This window comes from Cerasibacillus sp. (assembly GCF_036516575.1).
Lineage (GTDB): Bacteria > Bacillota > Bacilli > Bacillales > Amphibacillaceae > Cerasibacillus.
Genome location: NZ_DATBTY010000040.1, coordinates 63,228 through 81,349, shown reverse-complemented (window position 1 = coordinate 81,349; position 18,122 = coordinate 63,228). Strand labels below are relative to the sequence as shown.

17 protein-coding genes are annotated in these 18,122 nt (G+C 36.7%); 2 read left to right on the top strand and 15 right to left on the bottom strand.

Features of this window, described 5'->3' with window-relative positions; translation table 11 throughout:
* Positions 1–226 precede the first annotated feature (226 nt).
* A complete protein-coding gene (locus VIG73_RS07695; protein WP_331640640.1) occupies positions 227–451 on the top strand; it encodes a response regulator transcription factor in 225 nt (74 codons plus the stop codon).
* A 156-nt stretch (positions 452–607) separates the two neighbouring features.
* Here VIG73_RS07695 and VIG73_RS07690 read toward each other — a convergent pair whose 3' ends face one another.
* From VIG73_RS07690 to VIG73_RS07675, 4 genes are all read right to left on the bottom strand, one after another.
* On the bottom strand, positions 608–1,051 hold the full coding sequence (locus VIG73_RS07690) for a thioesterase family protein (RefSeq protein WP_331640638.1): 444 nt from the start codon (positions 1,049–1,051) through the stop codon (positions 608–610).
* A gap of 82 nt (positions 1,052–1,133) precedes the next feature.
* The gene (gene sdhB / locus VIG73_RS07685) at positions 1,134–1,898 is read right to left on the bottom strand and encodes a succinate dehydrogenase iron-sulfur subunit (RefSeq protein ID WP_331640636.1); all 765 of its coding nucleotides are present in this window, start codon (positions 1,896–1,898) and stop codon (positions 1,134–1,136) included.
* A gap of 22 nt (positions 1,899–1,920) precedes the next feature.
* Positions 1,921–3,669: a succinate dehydrogenase flavoprotein subunit gene (gene sdhA / locus VIG73_RS07680; protein WP_331640634.1), complete on the bottom strand. Its 1,749-nt coding sequence runs from the start codon at positions 3,667–3,669 to the stop codon at positions 1,921–1,923.
* A gap of 45 nt (positions 3,670–3,714) precedes the next feature.
* Complete coding sequence (locus VIG73_RS07675) at positions 3,715–4,326, bottom strand: succinate dehydrogenase cytochrome b558 subunit (protein ID WP_331640631.1); 612 nt, start codon at positions 4,324–4,326, stop codon at positions 3,715–3,717.
* A gap of 326 nt (positions 4,327–4,652) precedes the next feature.
* On the opposite strand from VIG73_RS07675, the gene VIG73_RS07670 reads away from it, so the two are divergent.
* Complete coding sequence (locus tag VIG73_RS07670; protein WP_331640629.1) at positions 4,653–5,084, top strand: YslB family protein; 432 nt, start codon at positions 4,653–4,655, stop codon at positions 5,082–5,084.
* A 197-nt stretch (positions 5,085–5,281) separates the two neighbouring features.
* On the opposite strand, the gene uvrC is transcribed toward VIG73_RS07670, so the two are convergent.
* The 11 genes from uvrC to VIG73_RS07615 form a co-directional block, all read right to left on the bottom strand.
* The gene (gene uvrC, locus VIG73_RS07665) at positions 5,282–7,078 is read right to left on the bottom strand and encodes an excinuclease ABC subunit UvrC (RefSeq protein ID WP_331640627.1); all 1,797 of its coding nucleotides are present in this window, start codon (positions 7,076–7,078) and stop codon (positions 5,282–5,284) included.
* Between the two features lie 121 nt (positions 7,079–7,199).
* Entirely contained in the window at positions 7,200–7,514 is a 315-nt protein-coding gene (trxA, locus tag VIG73_RS07660; protein ID WP_331640625.1) for a thioredoxin, read from the bottom strand.
* Between the two features lie 160 nt (positions 7,515–7,674).
* Positions 7,675–8,652: an electron transfer flavoprotein subunit alpha/FixB family protein gene (locus VIG73_RS07655; protein ID WP_331640623.1), complete on the bottom strand. Its 978-nt coding sequence runs from the start codon at positions 8,650–8,652 to the stop codon at positions 7,675–7,677.
* 29 nt (positions 8,653–8,681) lie between these two features.
* Positions 8,682–9,455 carry an electron transfer flavoprotein subunit beta/FixA family protein gene (locus tag VIG73_RS07650; RefSeq protein WP_331640621.1) on the bottom strand — a complete coding sequence of 258 codons (774 nt, stop codon included), beginning with the start codon at positions 9,453–9,455 and terminating at the stop codon, positions 8,682–8,684.
* 28 nt (positions 9,456–9,483) lie between these two features.
* A complete protein-coding gene (locus VIG73_RS07645; RefSeq protein WP_331640619.1) occupies positions 9,484–10,257 on the bottom strand; it encodes an enoyl-CoA hydratase in 774 nt (257 codons plus the stop codon).
* A gap of 88 nt (positions 10,258–10,345) precedes the next feature.
* Positions 10,346–10,933: a TetR/AcrR family transcriptional regulator gene (locus tag VIG73_RS07640; RefSeq protein WP_331640617.1), complete on the bottom strand. Its 588-nt coding sequence runs from the start codon at positions 10,931–10,933 to the stop codon at positions 10,346–10,348.
* Positions 10,934–11,065: 132 nt separating this feature from the next.
* Complete coding sequence (locus VIG73_RS07635; RefSeq protein WP_331640615.1) at positions 11,066–12,745, bottom strand: long-chain-fatty-acid--CoA ligase; 1,680 nt, start codon at positions 12,743–12,745, stop codon at positions 11,066–11,068.
* 170 nt (positions 12,746–12,915) lie between these two features.
* Positions 12,916–13,329 (bottom strand): DUF350 domain-containing protein, encoded by a 414-nt coding sequence (locus VIG73_RS07630; protein ID WP_331640613.1) that lies wholly within the window; start codon positions 13,327–13,329, stop codon positions 12,916–12,918.
* Positions 13,330–13,355: 26 nt separating this feature from the next.
* Entirely contained in the window at positions 13,356–15,698 is a 2,343-nt protein-coding gene (locus VIG73_RS07625; protein ID WP_331640610.1) for an endonuclease MutS2, read from the bottom strand.
* A 33-nt stretch (positions 15,699–15,731) separates the two neighbouring features.
* A complete protein-coding gene (gene polX / locus VIG73_RS07620; RefSeq protein WP_331640608.1) occupies positions 15,732–17,450 on the bottom strand; it encodes a DNA polymerase/3'-5' exonuclease PolX in 1,719 nt (572 codons plus the stop codon).
* Positions 17,451–17,567: 117 nt separating this feature from the next.
* Positions 17,568–18,122 (bottom strand): CvpA family protein, encoded by a 555-nt coding sequence (locus VIG73_RS07615; RefSeq protein ID WP_331640606.1) that lies wholly within the window; start codon positions 18,120–18,122, stop codon positions 17,568–17,570.

The window sequence follows — 18,122 nt, the reverse complement described above, 5'->3', positions numbered from 1 at the left end:
ATATGGTTTAATGATTTCTAAAAAATAGTCTTATTTATTATTATAACAAAAACAATGCTTAATCTGATACGTTATACATTAGTTATATAATGAAAAAGGTGTATACAAGGAATTTTCACACACATCAGCGAAATGTGCTCACCGTTTTCAATGTCATTCATAAGATATAATTGACTAATAATTTCCCTTCATCATGCAGCTCTATGACAGCAAGGAGGGGTAACTTTTGAAAGATAACGAGTACAAGTCCAAGCAAATATTAACTAAGAGAGAAAGGGAAGTGTTCGAACTTTTAGTACAAGATAAAACAACGAGAGAAATAGCCCAGGAATTATTTATATCTGAAAAAACTGTTAGGAATCATATCTCCAACACAATGCAGAAGCTCGGGGTCAAAGGGCGTTCGCAAGCAGTTGTCGAATTACTTCGAATGGGAGAACTCGAATTATAATACCAGGGTCTTATGAACCCCTTTCTCTAATTAAAACACATGTCTAACGTATTATCAATTCCCTTAAAACCGGCCAAAAACAATAAAAGGCCGGTTTTAAATCATTAATACCTCACTCAAAACAACCGGTCCATAAATGGCGGCCGGTTGTTGTTTTTATAATGACTGGAGCTTATCTTTCATTTCATCACTTAATTTAACAGCCTTTCCTGTCACCGTATCGACATAAACCATTCTGCCACGCCCCGTTAAACAAATCTCACCTTTTTCATTAACACCTAAGTAATGTAAATCAAAGGATGTTTGACCGACTTCTGCTGTTTTAACGTAAAGTTTTAGTTCATTCTGAAAGTAAATGGGGTGATGATAATCACATTGTAAATCTGATACAACGGGAACTGCCTTTGGACTGCTGAGGTTTTTAAATAGGTTTATAGATTTTAAATACTCAATGCGAGCTTCTTCAAAATAAATAAACGCTGAAACATTGTTAACATGACCGAACATATCCGTTTCAGAAAATCGAATATTAATAGGAATATAAAAACGAAAATCTTCTCTCCAATGATTTATTTCTTTTATATAACTAATTTTTTTCATAAAAACATATCCACCTTTTTTTAAACGCTTACATCTTACTGCAAAAAATGACCTCTACCAGATGTGGTAAAGGTCATAATCTTTAATGTGCATTATCACTGCCAAAGAAATTCTTAAAGGCTTGGATATTTGTTGCACGGTTCATCGCGGCAATTGATGTTGTTAAAGGTATACCTTTCGGACAAACTTGAACACAGTTTTGTGAGTTTCCACAACCTGAAATTCCACCATCATCCATTAAGGCTTCCAAACGTTCACTCTTATTCATTGCACCAGTTGGGTGGGCGTTATATAAGCGTGGTAAAGAAAGCAATGCAGGTCCGATAAAATTAGATTTATCATTAACATTTGGACAAGCCTCGAGACAAACTCCACAAGTCATACATTTTGATAATTCATATGCCCATTGGCGTTTTTTCTCAGGCATACGTGGTCCAGGACCTAAATCATGTGTTCCATCAATTGGGATCCAAGCTTTAATGCGTTTCAATGCATCAAACATTCTTGAACGGTCGATAATTAAATCACGTACAACCGGGAATGTGTTCATTGGTTCAATTGTAATTGGATGTTCTAAATGATCAACAAGTGCGGCACATGCTTGACGTGCTTGACCATTAATAACCATCGAACAAGCTCCACAGACTTCCTCTAAGCAGTTACTATCCCATTGGACAGGACTTACCTTTTCCCCTTTAGCATTGACTGGATTCTTTTGAATTTCCATTAAACCAGCAATGATGTTCATATTTTTACGATATGGTATTTTGAAAGTTTCTTTATAAGGGTTAGAGTCTGGACTGTCTTGGCGTGTAATAATAAAAGTAACCGATTTTTGTTCAGCCATGTCTTTAAACTCCCTCCACTTTTTATTTGCTCTTTGTATAGTCACGCTTACGAGGCTTGATTAGTGACACATCAACATCCTCATAACTAAATTCAGGAGCATTTTTCTTTTCGTCAAACATCGCGATGGTTGTCTTTAACCAGTCTTCATCATTACGATCAGGGAATTCTGGTTTATAATGTGCCCCACGGCTCTCATCACGGTTATAAGCACCGAGCGTAATAACACGAGCCAGGTGTAGCATGTTTTTCAATTGACGTGTAAACATAACACCTGAATTACTCCATCGTGACGTATCATTAATATTGATATTGTCCCAACGTTCTAGTAACTCTTGTATTTTCTCGTCTGTTTCGAGTAAATTCTTGTTATGACGTACAACCGTGACGTTTTTAGTCATCCATTCACCGAGTTCATGGTGAAGTTTATATGCGTTTTCATTACCATCCATATTTAATAATGCTTCAAAATTCTCTTGTTCTTTCTTAGCAGACTCTTCGTAAAGACTTGATGGTAAATCTTCTACATGTGTTTCCAGACCATCAATATATTCAATTGCTTTCGGTCCAGCAACCATTCCACCATAAATAGCCGATAGTAAGGAGTTAGCTCCTAAACGGTTACCACCGTGCATTGAATAATCACACTCACCTGCAGCGAAAATACCAGGAATATTTGTCATTTGATTATAATCTACCCATAGTCCACCCATTGAATAGTGAACAGCAGGGAATATTTTCATTGGTACTTTTCGCGGGTCATCCCCGACGAATTTCTCATAAATCTCAATGATTCCACCTAATTTAACATCGAGTTCTTTCGGATCCTTATGTGATAAATCAAGATAGACCATGTTTTCGCCATTTATTCCTAGTTTCTGATTAACACATACATCGAATATTTCGCGTGTCGCAATATCACGTGGTACTAAGTTTCCATATGCTGGGTACTTTTCTTCTAGGAAATACCATGGCTCACCATCTTTATATGTCCAAACGCGCCCACCTTCTCCACGTGCTGATTCACTCATGAGACGTAGTTTGTCATCACCAGGGATTGCCGTTGGGTGAATTTGAATAAATTCTCCATTTGCATAGCGGACACCTTGCTGATAAAGTTTACTTGCTGCTGATCCAGTATTAATGATGGAGTTTGTTGATTTTCCAAAAATAATTCCTGGACCACCTGTTGCAAAGATTGTTGCATCTGCACGGAATGCTTTGATTTCATGCGTTTTAATATTTTGTGCAACAATTCCTTTACCAACACCATTATCAATAATGGCTTCGATGAACTCCCAACCTTCATACTTTGTTACAAGCCCTTCTACTTCCCAGCGCCTCACTTGTTCATCAAGGGCATATAAAAGTTGTTGACCTGTTGTAGCTCCCGCAAATGCCGTGCGGTGATGTTGTGTTCCACCGAAACGTCTAAAGTCGAGTAAACCTTCTGGTGTACGGTTAAACATGACTCCCATACGATCTAATAAATTAATAATTCCAGGTGCAGCTTCACACATCGCCTTTACTGGCGGTTGGTTAGCTAAGAAGTCACCACCGTATACTGTATCATCAAAGTGAATCCAAGGTGAATCTCCCTCACCCTTCGTATTCACCGCACCGTTAATGCCACCTTGAGCACAGACAGAGTGAGAGCGTTTTACAGGTACGATTGAAAATAAATCAACGCTTACACCAGCTTCTGCTGCTTTAATTGTCGCCATTAGTCCAGCAAGACCACCGCCAACAACAGCAACTCTACGATTTTTCATTAATCACTCACTCCTTCATCTCTAATTCAAAACATCATATCCCAATTAAACAAATGCAAATAAAGCTCGTAGTCCTAAATAGCTAACTGCTAAGAACACAAGTATTGTTAAATATGTAACGATTTGTTGTGATCTTGGTGTTTGTGTAAAGCCCCAAGTTACCATAAAGCCCCATAAACCGTTAGCAAAGTGAAAAACAGTAGAAATTACCCCAATAACATAGAACCAGAAAATAACTGGACTTGCTAAAACACTTTCCATAAAGCTGAAAGAAACTTCCGCATTACCTAGTGCAACTTGTACACGTGTTTCCCAAACATGCCAAGCAATGAAAATCAACGTTACAATTCCTGTAAATCGTTGTAAGAAAAATAGGATATTGCGGGAAAAACTATATTTCCTAGTGTTGTTTCGCGCTGTAAAGACAATGTAAACCCCCAAAATAGCATGAAACAATATCGGCAGAAAGATAACAAAAATTTCTAAAACCGGTCGAAAAGGTAAATCAAACATAAATTGTGCTGCCTTATTAAAACTTTCTGCACCATATACAGCAAAATGGTTAATAAATAAATGCTGTACTAAAAACAGCCCGATAGGAATAACTCCTAATAATGAATGTAATCTCCTATAAAAAAATTCTCTACGCTCTGCCATGTGCTACCCCCCTCAAAGTAATTATTTTTACAATTGTTAATTAAAAGTTTGGCATGTTGTACGAATTGGTAAAATGAGCGCCTCATTTAATTGAGGCTCATTTTACTACTATGATGTACAATTTGTACCATACTTATTGTACTTCTAACAACAAAAAGCGTCAAGGAAACGGAATATTTAATTCCTTTTTTGAATAATTGTCATGTTTTTTTATTATTAACATGGAAAACAGTATTGCACAATTCATAAATAGATTGGATAATAAGAATAGGACTTATGCACTGTAAATATATTTATGGTCGATGATTAGAGAAAGGATGTCATTCATGAAAGAAGAAAAACTATCTGTGTCTGTTCTAGAAAATGTGCAAACATCAGGAGCAGGTTATGACGTTCTTCGGTATATTGGTTTAGCAGATTTACTTGGAACTGAAAAAGATACGATTATTTATTTCATGGGCAAGAACATGGCGAGGAAATTTGCAATCACAACATTAGGAGATGTTATTTATTTCTTTGACCAAATGGGTTGGGGGAAATTGGAATTAATGAAAGAAAAACGAAATCGTGTTTTATTCTCTCTATTAGCTGATTCAGTTGCTCAACGATTACATACAAAAATCAAGACAGACTTTTTAATGGAAGCGGGTTTTCTAGCTGAAGCAATGCAGCAATTAAAAGAAATCGAATGTGAATGTACGGTTAAGACGCATGACCGAATCGGAAAAGTTGAATTCACTGTATTTTATACCGAATAACTTCAAAAGGGGCCCATACAAGCCCCTTTTCATTTTGGTAATTGAGCGAACAATAATTTCTAGCTCTTACAGGGCATTATTTTTAAAAACAAAATCACATCGTTCATCACGGAAGGCGCCTAAATAAAATAACTTTAAAGGTTGGAGCCGTATTCCATAGCAACTAGAACGATTTTACCCTTCATAAAGATCATTATTTAATGATTATGTTGCTCTTCTTTCTCTTTATTCAGATGTTCAATCACTTCATTGGCAACGTTATGCGGGATGCCTAACTTGGTCAGATCTTCTATTTGTGCACCCCTTATACGGTCTAGCGATTTAAAATGACGCATTAATGTCCTTTTTCGTTTTTCTCCGACACCTGGAATATGATCGAGCTCAGATTGAAACATCCCTTTTTCACGACGCTTACGATGAAACGTAATAGCAAACCGGTGTACTTCATCTTGGATTCTCTGAACGAGATAAAACTCTTGTGACTTTCGCGATAGTGGGATGACATCTGGTGGGTTCCCATACAATAGCTCACTCGTTCGATGGTACTCATCTTTAACTAAACCGCTAAGTGGGATATCCAGGCTAAGCTCATTTTCTAATACATCACGCGCCGCACTCATCTGTCCTTTACCACCATCAACAATGATTAAATCCGGCAGTGGAAGATTTTCCTTTAAAACGCGTGTATAACGCCGACGGATAACTTCGCGCATTGTATCATAGTCATCTGGACCTTTGACATGTTTAATCTTATACTTACGATACTCTTTCTTGGCTGGTTTTCCATCAATAAAAACAACCATTGCGGAAACTGGATCAACACCTTGGATATTTGAGTTATCAAACGCCTCAATCCGGCGTGGGGTTTCAATCTGAAGTGCATCACCTAGTTTCTCTACTGCAACAATCGTTCGTTCTTCATCCCGTTCAATCAGAGAAAACCTTTCTGCAAGAGACACTTTAGCATTTTTCATCGCCATTTCAACAAGTTCGCGTTTTTTTCCACGAAACGGTGTATGCACATCCACCCCCAAAAGCTTCTTTAATAATTCTGTTTCCGTTCCAATTGGCAATAGAATGCGTCTCGGTTTTGGGTGATGTTTATGCATATAGAAACGCGCAATAAAAGAAATGAATACACCTTCGGCTTCATCTAAATAAGGAAAGACAGATACCTCTCTTTCAATCAACTTTCCTTGACGGACAAAAAAGACCTGGACACACATCCATCCTTTATCATAATGATACCCGAAAATATCTAAATCAATTTTTTCATTTAAAATAATTTTTTGTTGTTCCATCACAGCCTGAATATGTTGAATTTGATCACGATATTCTTTAGCCCGTTCAAAGTTTAACTGATCACTTGCTTTAAACATTTTTTCTTCCAGTGTTTTTTTAATCCCTTTATATCCTCCTTGTAAGAAGGAAGTAATATCTCGGGTGATCACATCATATTCTTCTTTTGTAGGTGGTTGATGACTGCACGCTAAACATTGTCCCATATGATAATATAAACAATATCTCCCACGAGGATTATTACACTTTCTTAAAGGGTAAAGTCGATCAAGCAAACGCTTTGTTTCCCTTGCTGCAATCACATTTGGGTATGGACCGAAATATTTACCACCATCATGTTTCACCTGACGTGTAATCAAAAGACGTGGATGGCGTTCAGAAGTAATTTTTAAATAGGGATACGATTTATCGTCTTTCAACATCACATTATATTTGGGATCATGCTTTTTAATTAAGTTCATTTCCAGTATAAGAGCTTCCATTTCAGATGAGGTAATAATATATTCAAAATCAGTAATCTCTTGGACAAGTCGGGTTGTTTTTTTATCATGGGCTCCAGTGAAGTAGGAACGAACACGGTCTTTAAGTTTTTTTGATTTCCCGACATAAATAACTGTCCCATGCTTATCTTTCATTAAATAGCAACCCGGTTTTTCCGGGATAAGTTGCAGCTTTTCCTTTATGATATCGTTCATAACTGTCAATCTCCTTTAAAACAGTTCCAAAAAACGCCCTTATACTTTAAACATACTATGAATAACAACTAAAAAGCAAATCCCTTGATACAACATGTATCAAGGGATTTGCTTTTTAAGATTACGCATGTTTGTTAACTAAATCAACAAGTGCTTCTTTTGGGCGGAAACCGACAACTTGATCGACTACATTTCCGTCTTTAAATAGAAGTAAAGTTGGAATACTCATGACACCGAATTTTGCTGCTGTTTCTTGGTTTTCGTCAACATTAAGTTTAACGATTTGTACTTTTTCACCTAACTCTTTATCTAAATCCTCTAATACTGGTGCAATCATTTTACATGGTCCACACCAAGGTGCCCAAAAGTCAGCTAATACTAAACCTTCAGCTGTTTCTTTTGCGAAGTTTTGATCAGTTACATCAAGAATTGCCATTTACATATCCTCCTTAATCATTACTGTCTAATTGACTAGTGCAAAATGAGTATAACATTAAATGTCATTCCTTACCTAACAGTTTGCTTAAAGGGAATAAAATCATGCACCCTAATGAAAAGATCTAGCACTATTCGAGCTAGATCTTTTTTGCAGTGTATTAATTGCCAGCTTTAATCTTCTTAACCTCTTCAATAAGTAATGGTAGAACTTCGAACATATCGCCAACAATACCATAGTCAGCAATATTAAATATGTTTGCTTCTGGGTCTTTGTTAATCGCTACAATTATCTTTGAGTTAGACATTCCAGCTAAATGTTGAATCGCACCTGAGATACCAAAAGCGATATATAAGTCAGGTGTGACTACTTTTCCTGTTTGTCCAATTTGTAATGAATAGTCACAGTATCCGGCATCACAAGCTCCACGTGAAGCACCGACTGCTGCGCCTAACAAGTCAGCTAATTCATATAAAGAATCAAATCCTTCTTTACTTTTAACTGCTCTTCCTCCAGCAATAACGATACTTGCTTCAGATAAGTCAACACCCTCAGATTTTTTACGGATGACTTCTTTAATAATTGTCCGTAAATCTTTTATTTCAACATCTTTCGCTTCAACGTCACCTGAAAGTGATTCATCACGCTCAAGAGCAGGTATGTTGTTTGGACGAATAGTAACGAAAACAAGACCTTCATTGATTACTTTCTTTTCAAACGCTTTACCTGAATAGATTGGACGCGTGAACACTGTTTGTCCATCTTCTTCATTTATTTCTGTCACATCTGAAATAAGTCCTGTATCTAATTTACTAGCAATTTTAGGTGTTAAGTCTTTACCAATTGCAGTATGTCCCATAACGATAGCATCTGGTGATTCATCTTCTATGACAGCCAAAACAGCTTGTCCATAACCGTCAGAAGTATAATGACTTAACTTTTCATCTGCTACTGTTACAACCCGGTTTGCTCCAAAATAGATTAATTCTTGTGCAAGTTCATCTAGATTACTATCCCCACAGAGAACGCCCACGATTTCACCGTCGGATTTAATTTTCTTTGCAGCTGCAATCGCTTCGAACGTTACATTTCTTAATGTACCATCACGTGATTCCCCAATTACTAATACCTTACTCATGTGAGTTTCTCCTTTCCATGTCTCTATATTTATAGTACTTTCGCTTCATTTTTTAGTAGTGATACAAGTTCTTTAACCTGATCTTCAATTTCGCCTTCTAAGATACGCCCTGCTTCTTTCTCGGGTGGTAGGAAGACATCGAGTGTTTCTGTTTTTGGTTCTAAATCATCTTCATCTAAGTCTAAATCATCAAGCTCTAATTCTTCTAGTGGTTTTCTCTTTGCTTTCATGATACCAGGTAAGGATGGATAACGTGGCTCATTTAAGCCTTGTTGACATGTGACGAGAAGTGGCAAGCTTGTTTCCACCTTTTCCACATCTCCTTCAACATCCTTATCGATGTGAACGGTTTCATTTTCAATAGACAAATCGACTATTGTTGTTACAAACGGTATGTCTAATTTCTCAGCTAGTCTTGGTCCAACTTGACCACTTGCCTCATCAATAGCAACATTACCTGCTAAAATGAGGTCAACATCTTTATCTTCAAAGTAGGCGGCAAGAATTTCGGTTGTAGTATACTGGTCGCCTTCTTCTAAATCTTCTTCAGTATTAATTAAGACCGCTTTGTCGGCCCCCATCGCCAAAGCAGTTCGGAGCTGTTTCTCAGAGTCTTCATCACCTACTGTTACAACTGTGACTTCCCCGCCGTGCTCATCACGCTGATTAATTGCCTCTTCAACTGCATATTCATCATACGGATTGATGATGTATTCTGCACTATCATCTTCAATACGGCCATCTGAAACAACAATTTTTTCTTCAGTATCAAATGTCTTTTTTAATAGTACATAAATATTCATTCCAGTTCCTCCTAATCTGTATGCCTTATTATTTGTCTTTAAATTGTGGTTGACGCTTTTCTAAAAATGCTTGGATCCCTTCTGTTGCATCTTCTGACCCAAAAACCTCGCTAAATAGAATCGCTTCTTGCTCAACACCTTCAGCAAACTGGCTCGTTTTTGCATATGGAATTAACTTCATGATGCGTTCAATAGATGGTTTGCTTTTCGCTGCAATCTGCTTTGCGAGATTCATCGCTTCATTTAGCAATTCATCCTCTGAAGTAACTTGGTTAGCAAGCCCCAAAGTATACGCTTCACGTCCGGTAATTGGAACACCTGTTAAAATCATTTCATATGCTTTAGCCTCACCTACGTAACGAGGTAAACGCTGTGTTCCAGCAAATCCTGGAATAATGCCTAGTGATAACTCTGGTAAACCTAGCTTAGCTTTTTCGGTTACAACACGAATATGACACGATAATGCAAGCTCTAATCCTCCACCTAGAGCAGCACCATGGATGGCTGCGATAAATGGGATTGAGAAATTTTCTATGCGCTCAAATACCTTTTGACCGCCCTGTGCTAATGCTTTAAAATCAGATGCTTCCTGTAAGGTTGTAAACTGCTTCACATCTGCACCAGCAGAGAAAAATCTCCCATCGCCTTTAATCACAATAACTTTTGCCGCTTGTTCTTTCTCAATCTGATCTAGCAATTGACCGAGCTCATTTAAAAGAGTCGTAGACAATGCGTTTGCTGGTGGACTTTTAATTGTGATGATACCAATTTGATCTTCTAACTCATACTGAAGCATACTCATTTTATCCCCCCTTAGTGACATTCTATCAAAAAATTACAATATCCTCACCTTTTTTACTATAAAAGAAACAAAATAAGTGAAAATGACACTATTCATTTGTTCGTAAACCATTCATTAATAGATTATGAACGTCTGGAGCGAGGCTTACTAAATCAAATTTTTGATTTTTCATTACCCAATTGGTAACGGTCTCGTCTATCGTTCCGAAAATCATTTGGCGCATGAGCGGAATATTTAAATCACTACGAACAACTTTTTGCTCAATGCCTTCTTCGAGAATCATATCAATCACATCTAGGTAATCTTTTAATACATTATTGATTTGCATCCGTATATTGGGATCTGATTGTCGCAGTTCCAATTGGGTGACAATAGCTAGATGGTGATCGACTGCTAGTTGTTCAAAATGCAACTGAATTAATGTGAGCAGTTTCTTTTTTACATCTTGCTCTCTATGAGTTGCTTCAGCTATTTTTTGAATGAATTGCCCCATTTTTTCTTTAAATACAGAGATGAGGATATCCTCTTTGTTTTTAAAATAGAGGTAAATCGTACCGTCAGCGACACCGGCTTTTTTGGCAATCTTTGAAACTTGTGATGCATGATAGCCATTTTCCGCTATTACTTGTACGGCACCATCAATAATTGCTTTGTATTTTGGTCTATTTTTTCTCATCATAAAAATCTCCTTACTCGCTCACAAAGTGAATGAATAATCATTCATATTTAGTTTATAAATATTTTATCTTTAAGTCAAATAAAAAGCTTGTCTTTAATTATATTGATTAGTAACTAGCAGTCAACTTATTTATTTTACTTTTTGTGTATCTTCTTCAATGAGTTGCCTTCTTAAAATCTTCCCAACAGCTGTTTTAGGTAATTCATCGCGAAACTCATAAATTCTTGGCACTTTATATGCCGCTAAATGTTTTCGGCAATACTGATTCAGTTCTTTTTCTGTTAGAGTGTAACCTTTTTTAGGAACGATATATGCTTTAACTGTTTCACCACGGTAAGGATCAGGTATACCAGCAACAACAGCTTCCATAATGCCTTCATGTTCATACAATACTTCTTCAATTTCACGTGGATAAATATTATATCCACCAGCTATTATCATATCTTTGCTACGATCAACAATATGGAAGTAGCCTTCTTCATCCATATAGCCTAAATCACCAGTTAATAACCAACCATTCTTAAAGGTGTTTTCCGTTTCTTCTGGGTTGTTCCAATAACCTTTCATCACTTGTGGGCCTTTAACAGCAATTTCACCAATTTCACCAACTTCAGCTTCTTCATGTGTTTCCATAGTTAAAATAGTAGCATCTGTATCTGGCCAAGGAACACCAACACTTCCTGAGACACGCCGTCCCCAAACGAAATTAGCATGAGTGACAGGGGAAGTTTCAGTTAATCCATAACCTTCTACTAAGCGACCACCTGTTATGGCTTCGAATTTTTGCTGAACATCTACCGGTAATGGAGCAGAACCACTAATACAAGCTTCAATAGAAGATAAATCATATTTTTCTAATTTCGGATGATTTAATATTCCAACATAAATTGTTGGTGCCCCAGGAAAAAGTGTTGCTTTTTGTTTTTCAATTGTTTTTAATACTTCCTCTGGGTCAAATTTCGGTAATAAAACCATTTTAGAACCAAACATTATCGATAAATTCATCACCGCTGTCATACCGTAAACATGAAAGAATGGTAACACACCTAATACGATTTCTTCACCTTGCTTTGCTTTATAAATCCACGCTTGACACATCTGTGTATTGGAAACTAAATTATAGTGAGTTAACATAACACCTTTTGGATAACCAGTTGTCCCACCTGTGTATTGTAGTAATGCCAAATCTTCTTTTGGATCAACTTTTACTTCTTTATATCCCTTTGTATCCGCTTTCATTATTGTCGGCCAAAGATGGGTATCGGATGATTGTTCAGGTCTTACGACCACACCGTATTGTTTCCTTTGTATAAATGGATAAATCATATTTTTCGGAAACGGTAAATAATCTTTAATTCCGGTTACAATAATATGCTCTAAATCTGTCTCACGTTTAACTTTAGAAACCATCGGAAACAGAATATCTAAACATACAATGACCTTTGCCCCTGAATCATTTAATTGATAAGCTAATTCTCTTTCCTTGTAAAGTGGATTCGTTTGCACAACAATTGCCCCCACTAACAATGACCCGTAATAACTAATGACGGCTTGTGGGCTATTTGGAAGCATGACAGCTACACGATCACCTTTTTGAACCCCTAATTGTTGTAAATAAGATGCAAATCGGATTGACTGATCATATACTTCCTGAAATGACATTTCTTTCCCCATAAAGTGAAGCGCCTTCTTTTCTTTATAAATAGAAGCTGCATCCTTTAGAAAATCTTGTAACGGCTTTTCATCATAATCAATTGAAGTCGGTATTTCTTCTGGATAATGAGAAAGCCATCTCTTTTTAAGAGTCATTTTCATCTCCTCCTTTGTATATATATATCCATTATACCGACTTCCATGCTTTTTTAAAAATATTTATTCTTATAATTCTAAAATTGAATCATATATATAACACCGACTAAGACGAATAAAATAGCCACGACAATTAATACTTTCGCTAATGTTTCCATTTGCTTCTCCCCTTAACCAACACTAATACTTGCTCCGATCACAAATGATAATCCGAGAGAGATGATTAATGACATCAAACCAACTGCAATATTCCCTTTACCTATCTCATCATCAATTTTCATTGTTGGCGTTAGAAACTCAAATATAAAATAGCCGGATAGCAATAAGAGAAAGCCGACTGTTCCCCAGCCAATACTTTGTAATATCGTATCATTATGTTCAATCGAATAGCGAAAAATAATTGCAATCCCTATTATCTTCCCACCCGTTGCCAAAGCGACAGCGACATTTCCTTTTTTTATTTCTTCCCAGTTTTTATACGATGTAACGATTTCAAATATCGCTAAAAACACGAAAGAACAGAGAATAACGACACTATATCTTGCAACCGTTTCGACTACAATATTTTCCCAAAAGCCATCCATGACAATCATCTCCCATTAGAACTCTTTTACTTAAGTGATATGACAGTGACACCACTACCGCCTTCATTCATTTTACCTGAACGGAACGACTCAATTGCTGAATGTGATTTGGCAAATTCTTGCACACCTTTTCTAAGGGCACCTGTTCCTTTTCCATGAATAATATGCACATGATCATATCCTGCTAAAAGTGCATCATCAATATACTTTTCTAATTCTAATAGTGCATCCTCAAAACGTTCGCCACGTAAATCTAGTTCATTTTTAACGTGATATTGCTTTCCTTTTATCGTTGCTACTGGATTAGCATAGGCTTGTTCTTGTTTCCCAACAAATTGTAAATCTTTGCGTTTTACTTTCAACTTCATAATACCAACTTGAACAAGATATTCATTTTTATCAAGTTGTTCGGCAATCGTTCCTTGTTGGTTTAATGAAATGAGTTTCACTTCATCACCAATAGCTAATTCACTATGTTCTTGTTTAGTTATTAAAGAAGAAGTGCTTTTCTTTTGCACAAGAGTTGGTTCAGCTTCATCTAATGCCTTCTTTGCTTCAATCCATTCATGTTCTTTAATCATAGCATTTGCTTTCATGTTTCGTAATTTATCAACAATCACTTCAGCTTCTATCCGTGCTGTCTCTATCGCTTTTTGAGCTTTTTCTTCCGCTTTTTCATATAACGTCTCACGTTTTTGTTCAAATCGTGTGAATGCTTGTTTTAAATCATTTAAAAGTTGTTCACTTTCCATTAAAATATCATGGGCCTGTTCATAATCTTTTTCCGCCTGGATATTTGACCGTTCTAACGACGAAATCATTTGTTCAACACTTTTGGAGTCAGTTCCAACATGCGATTTCGCACGATTTATAATATGGTTAGGAAGACCTAGGCGTTGGGATATCTCAAATGCATTACTTCGCCCAGGTACACCAATGAGTAACCGATAAGTTGGCTGTAATGTTTCTACATTAAATTCCATTGACGCATTAATGACTTGTTCACGATTATAACCGTAAGCCTTTAATTCGGGATAATGCGTGGTCGCAATGACACGTGCTCCTCTTGAAACAGCTTCATCAAGTATGGAGATCGCTAAAGCTGCACCTTCTTGTGGGTCTGTACCAGCACCTAATTCATCAAATAACACGAGCGATTGGTCATCCATGTCAGCCATAATCTGAACAATATTTTTCATATGAGATGAGAACGTACTTAAATTCTGTTCGATCGATTGCTCGTCACCAATATCAGCATACACTTGATTGAAAACAGCTAACTCACAACCATCTAATGCTGGGACTTGTAATCCAGCCTGTGCCATTAATGTGCAAAGCCCAACCATCTTTAATGTAACAGTTTTCCCACCAGTGTTAGGACCAGTTATAACAATAGACGTGTATTCTTTTCCGATCTCAATATCATTAGCGACTACCTCGCTCAAATCTATGAGTGGGTGACGTGCTTGTTTCATCTTAATAAAACCGTTATCGTTCATAGTTGGCCGTGCGGCTTTCATCTGCTGAGCGAGCTTACCGCGTGCATGGATAAAATCGATTTCAGCAAGGGTATCAATGTTTTGTTCTAATTCATGACGATGTTCAGCGATAAGTTGACTTAATTCTGCTAAAATCCGGTCAATTTCCCTGTTTTCTTGAAGTTTTCCTTCACGCATTTTATTATTCAATTCAACAACTGCACGTGGTTCCATAAATAACGTTTGCCCTGAAGCTGATTGGTCATGAACGATTCCACCAATCGCTGCACGATATTCCTGTTTAACCGGAATAACATAGCGATCATTACGGATTGTAACGATGGCATCTGATAACATTTTACTGCGTGAACGCGTTAGTTCATTTAATTTATCACGAATCTTTCCTTCATAGGCACGTATAGAAGAACGAATACTTCTTAATTTAGCTGAAGCCTCATCCTTAATGTCACCTTGCTCGTCAATACAGCGGGTAATTTGTTGCTCTAATGGACGAAGTGATTCAATCTTTTCCGCTAGTCCTTTTAATAATGGAATGTTTATCTCTAATGATTCAATCATATTTTTGGTTCGTCTTCCACCATAAATAGTACTAGCCACTTCCATACATTCTGCGGCATTTAAAGTGCCTCCGATAGAACTTCGCTTTAAACTACCCTGTATATCAAAAATGCCCCCTAAGGGAATGCTTTTATTTAACCGTAAAATGTGTACGACTTCATCTGTTTCAGCCTGTTTCTCATTCACAAGATCAATCTCTGTGTACGGTATAATATGTTGTGATCGTTCTTTACCCAATGTTGTTTCTGCATGAGTACATAATTGTTTGACTATCTTGTCAAATTCTAAAACGTGGTGAATGCGTTCATTCATACGTCATACTCCTTTATATCCTAATTCGCCACTTTATCTTTTTTGGTTAATATACTGAATTAATTTTTCTTTTGACCATGTATTAAGGATATTCTCTTTTTGTAACCAGCCTTTTCGTGCAACACCGACACCATATTTCATATAATCTAATGTCTTATAATTATGAGCATCTGTATTAATTGCAATTTGGACCCCATGCTCTTGTGCGATTTGTGCCCATTCCGCTGATAAGTCGAGGCGATTTGGGTTCGAATTTATCTCTAGTGCCGTACCCGTTTCAGCTGCACCCTCAATCAATCGTTCCAAATCTACACGATAGCCATTTCTTCTACCAATCAGTCTACCAGTTGGATGAGCAATGAGCGAAACATATGGATTTTCTAATGCTTGAAAGAGTCGGTACATGATTTTATCTTCACTTTGCTGAAAGCTCGAATGAATCGCTCCAATAACAAAATCCATTTCTTTTAAAAATTCATCTGAAAAATCTAATCGTCCGTCTGGTAAAATATCCATCTCAACACCAGCAAAAATATGGATATCTGGATATGTTTCATTTAATTTTGCAATTTCTTCACGTTGCATACGAAGGCGCATTTCATCTAATCCATTTGCAATAAAAAGCGATTTTGAGTGATCTGTAATAGCGATATATTCGTATCCACGTTTTCTAGCACTTAATACCATTTCCTCTAAAGAGTGGGCACCGTCACTCCATGTGGTGTGCATATGCAAGTCCCCTCTTATGTCAGACACGTTAAGGACAGATACTTCTTTAGTAAAAGCTTCAATTTCTCCTTTATTCTGCCGGATTTCTGGCGGAATTTCATACAGGCCAAAATAGTCAAAAAATGCTTTTTCAGATTGAAATGTTAGCACTTCTTTCGTATCGTCAATTTCCACACCATATTCATTGATTTTTTCACCACGAGATTTTGCTAACTGGCGCATCGCAACATTATGTTCTTTTGATCCTGTAAAATGATGGAGTGTTGTTGCAAACTCTTGCTCTTTTACAAGTCGAAAGTCAACTTGAATACCGAGGGAGTCCTCTAATATAACCGATACCTTTGTATCACCAGATGCGATGACGTCTTGAATTCCATCCATGTCCAAAAGATATTCACGAACCTTCTTAGGCTCATCTGTCGCAATTATAAAATCGATATCTCCAATCGTTTCTTCTAATCGTCTTAGACTACCAGCGATGGAAAATGTTTCAATATGTGGTCCTTCTTCTAAATATGCATTTATACGATTTGCTACAGGTAACATGGTCGCAATCGGTAGACGCTCTGGTCGTTTATTCGCTTGTTCGAGTGCATGTAAGATGTTTTGCGCTGATTTCTTACCGAACCCTGGAAGCTTTTCTACTTTTTTATTAAGAATAGCGCTTTTTAATGAATCTTCATCCGTTACCCCAAGCTCCTGATAAAATTTCGCTAATGTTTTTCCGCCTAATCCCGGAACATTCAGTAAGGATAGTAAACCCTCTGGAATCTTTCGTTCTAATTCAGCTAACGTTTCCGAATACCCTTCTGTTATATACTCAACAATAACAGCATTTGTTCCTTTTCCGATGCCTTTGATTGATGTAAAATCTTCAATTTCACTTAAAGACCGTTCATCTGCTTCTAATCCGGCTGCCGCACGTCTATATGCCGCAATTTTAAACGGATTTTCACCTTTTAGTTCAAGATAGAGAGCAATTTTCTCAAGCAGTTGAATAACATCTTTCTTATTCTTTGCCAAAGCAATCACCTTTTTCTAATTTCCTCTTATTAATTAAACGAAAAAGACTCATTCCATAACAGGACACTTAACAAAATAAACCTGATGAATCAGTCTTTTTCTATATAAATTATCGATTTAAAAATTGATTATATGCTGTAAGCTAACAAACCACAGATCCTTTAATTTCTCTGATAAAAAGGGTGTGCTTTTAATAATTGTCTGTGCCAACGACGAATCATTTATCATGGCTTGAACCGAATCTACAGGCGTTAACGATGAAATAAATAAAATGAAAAAGACTAATAAATAAACTTCAATAAATCCTAAAATTCCCCCACTCACTTTATTAACTGCATTTAATATCGGTAATGACGCTACAAAATCTAGCATTGAAGCCAATATCTGAAGAGCTATTTTAGTAGCGAAAAAAATAATCACAAATGAAATCATATTGTAAAATGCATCTTGTGCTAATGATGAATTTAATATCTCTGCCCATATATGATCACCATTAAAGCCAGGAAATGGGATCCACATTGTAATATGTTCAGCTAGTTTCTTATAATTTAATGCAGCTACAATAAACGCAACTATGAACCCGATAAGATGAAAAACTTGTAAAACTAGCCCGCGTTTCATGCCCATTAAAATACCGAATATGAATAAAAAAATTATTATTAAACTAATCAT

Bases quoted from the DNA above. Each gene is read 5' to 3' on its own strand.
- VIG73_RS07670 (WP_331640629.1), top strand. From the start codon at position 4,653: ATGAAAGAAGAAAAACTATCTGTGTCTGTTCTAGAAAATGTGCAAACA.
- VIG73_RS07675 (WP_331640631.1), bottom strand. From the start codon at position 4,326: ATGGCAGAGCGTAGAGAATTTTTTTATAGGAGATTACATTCATTATTA.
- VIG73_RS07690 (WP_331640638.1), bottom strand. From the start codon at position 1,051: ATGAAAAAAATTAGTTATATAAAAGAAATAAATCATTGGAGAGAAGAT.
- VIG73_RS07630 (WP_331640613.1), bottom strand. From the start codon at position 13,329: ATGGATGGCTTTTGGGAAAATATTGTAGTCGAAACGGTTGCAAGATAT.
- sdhB (WP_331640636.1), bottom strand. From the start codon at position 1,898: ATGGCTGAACAAAAATCGGTTACTTTTATTATTACACGCCAAGACAGT.
- uvrC (WP_331640627.1), bottom strand. From the start codon at position 7,078: ATGAACGATATCATAAAGGAAAAGCTGCAACTTATCCCGGAAAAACCG.
- VIG73_RS07625 (WP_331640610.1), bottom strand. From the start codon at position 15,698: ATGAATGAACGCATTCACCACGTTTTAGAATTTGACAAGATAGTCAAA.
- VIG73_RS07645 (WP_331640619.1), bottom strand. From the start codon at position 10,257: ATGAGTATGCTTCAGTATGAGTTAGAAGATCAAATTGGTATCATCACA.
- VIG73_RS07640 (WP_331640617.1), bottom strand. From the start codon at position 10,933: ATGAGAAAAAATAGACCAAAATACAAAGCAATTATTGATGGTGCCGTA.
- VIG73_RS07635 (WP_331640615.1), bottom strand. From the start codon at position 12,745: ATGACTCTTAAAAAGAGATGGCTTTCTCATTATCCAGAAGAAATACCG.
- trxA (WP_331640625.1), bottom strand. From the start codon at position 7,514: ATGGCAATTCTTGATGTAACTGATCAAAACTTCGCAAAAGAAACAGCT.
- sdhA (WP_331640634.1), bottom strand. From the start codon at position 3,669: ATGAAAAATCGTAGAGTTGCTGTTGTTGGCGGTGGTCTTGCTGGACTA.
- VIG73_RS07655 (WP_331640623.1), bottom strand. From the start codon at position 8,652: ATGAGTAAGGTATTAGTAATTGGGGAATCACGTGATGGTACATTAAGA.
- VIG73_RS07615 (WP_331640606.1), bottom strand. From the start codon at position 18,122: ATGATTAGTTTAATAATAATTTTTTTATTCATATTCGGTATTTTAATG.
- VIG73_RS07650 (WP_331640621.1), bottom strand. From the start codon at position 9,455: ATGAATATTTATGTACTATTAAAAAAGACATTTGATACTGAAGAAAAA.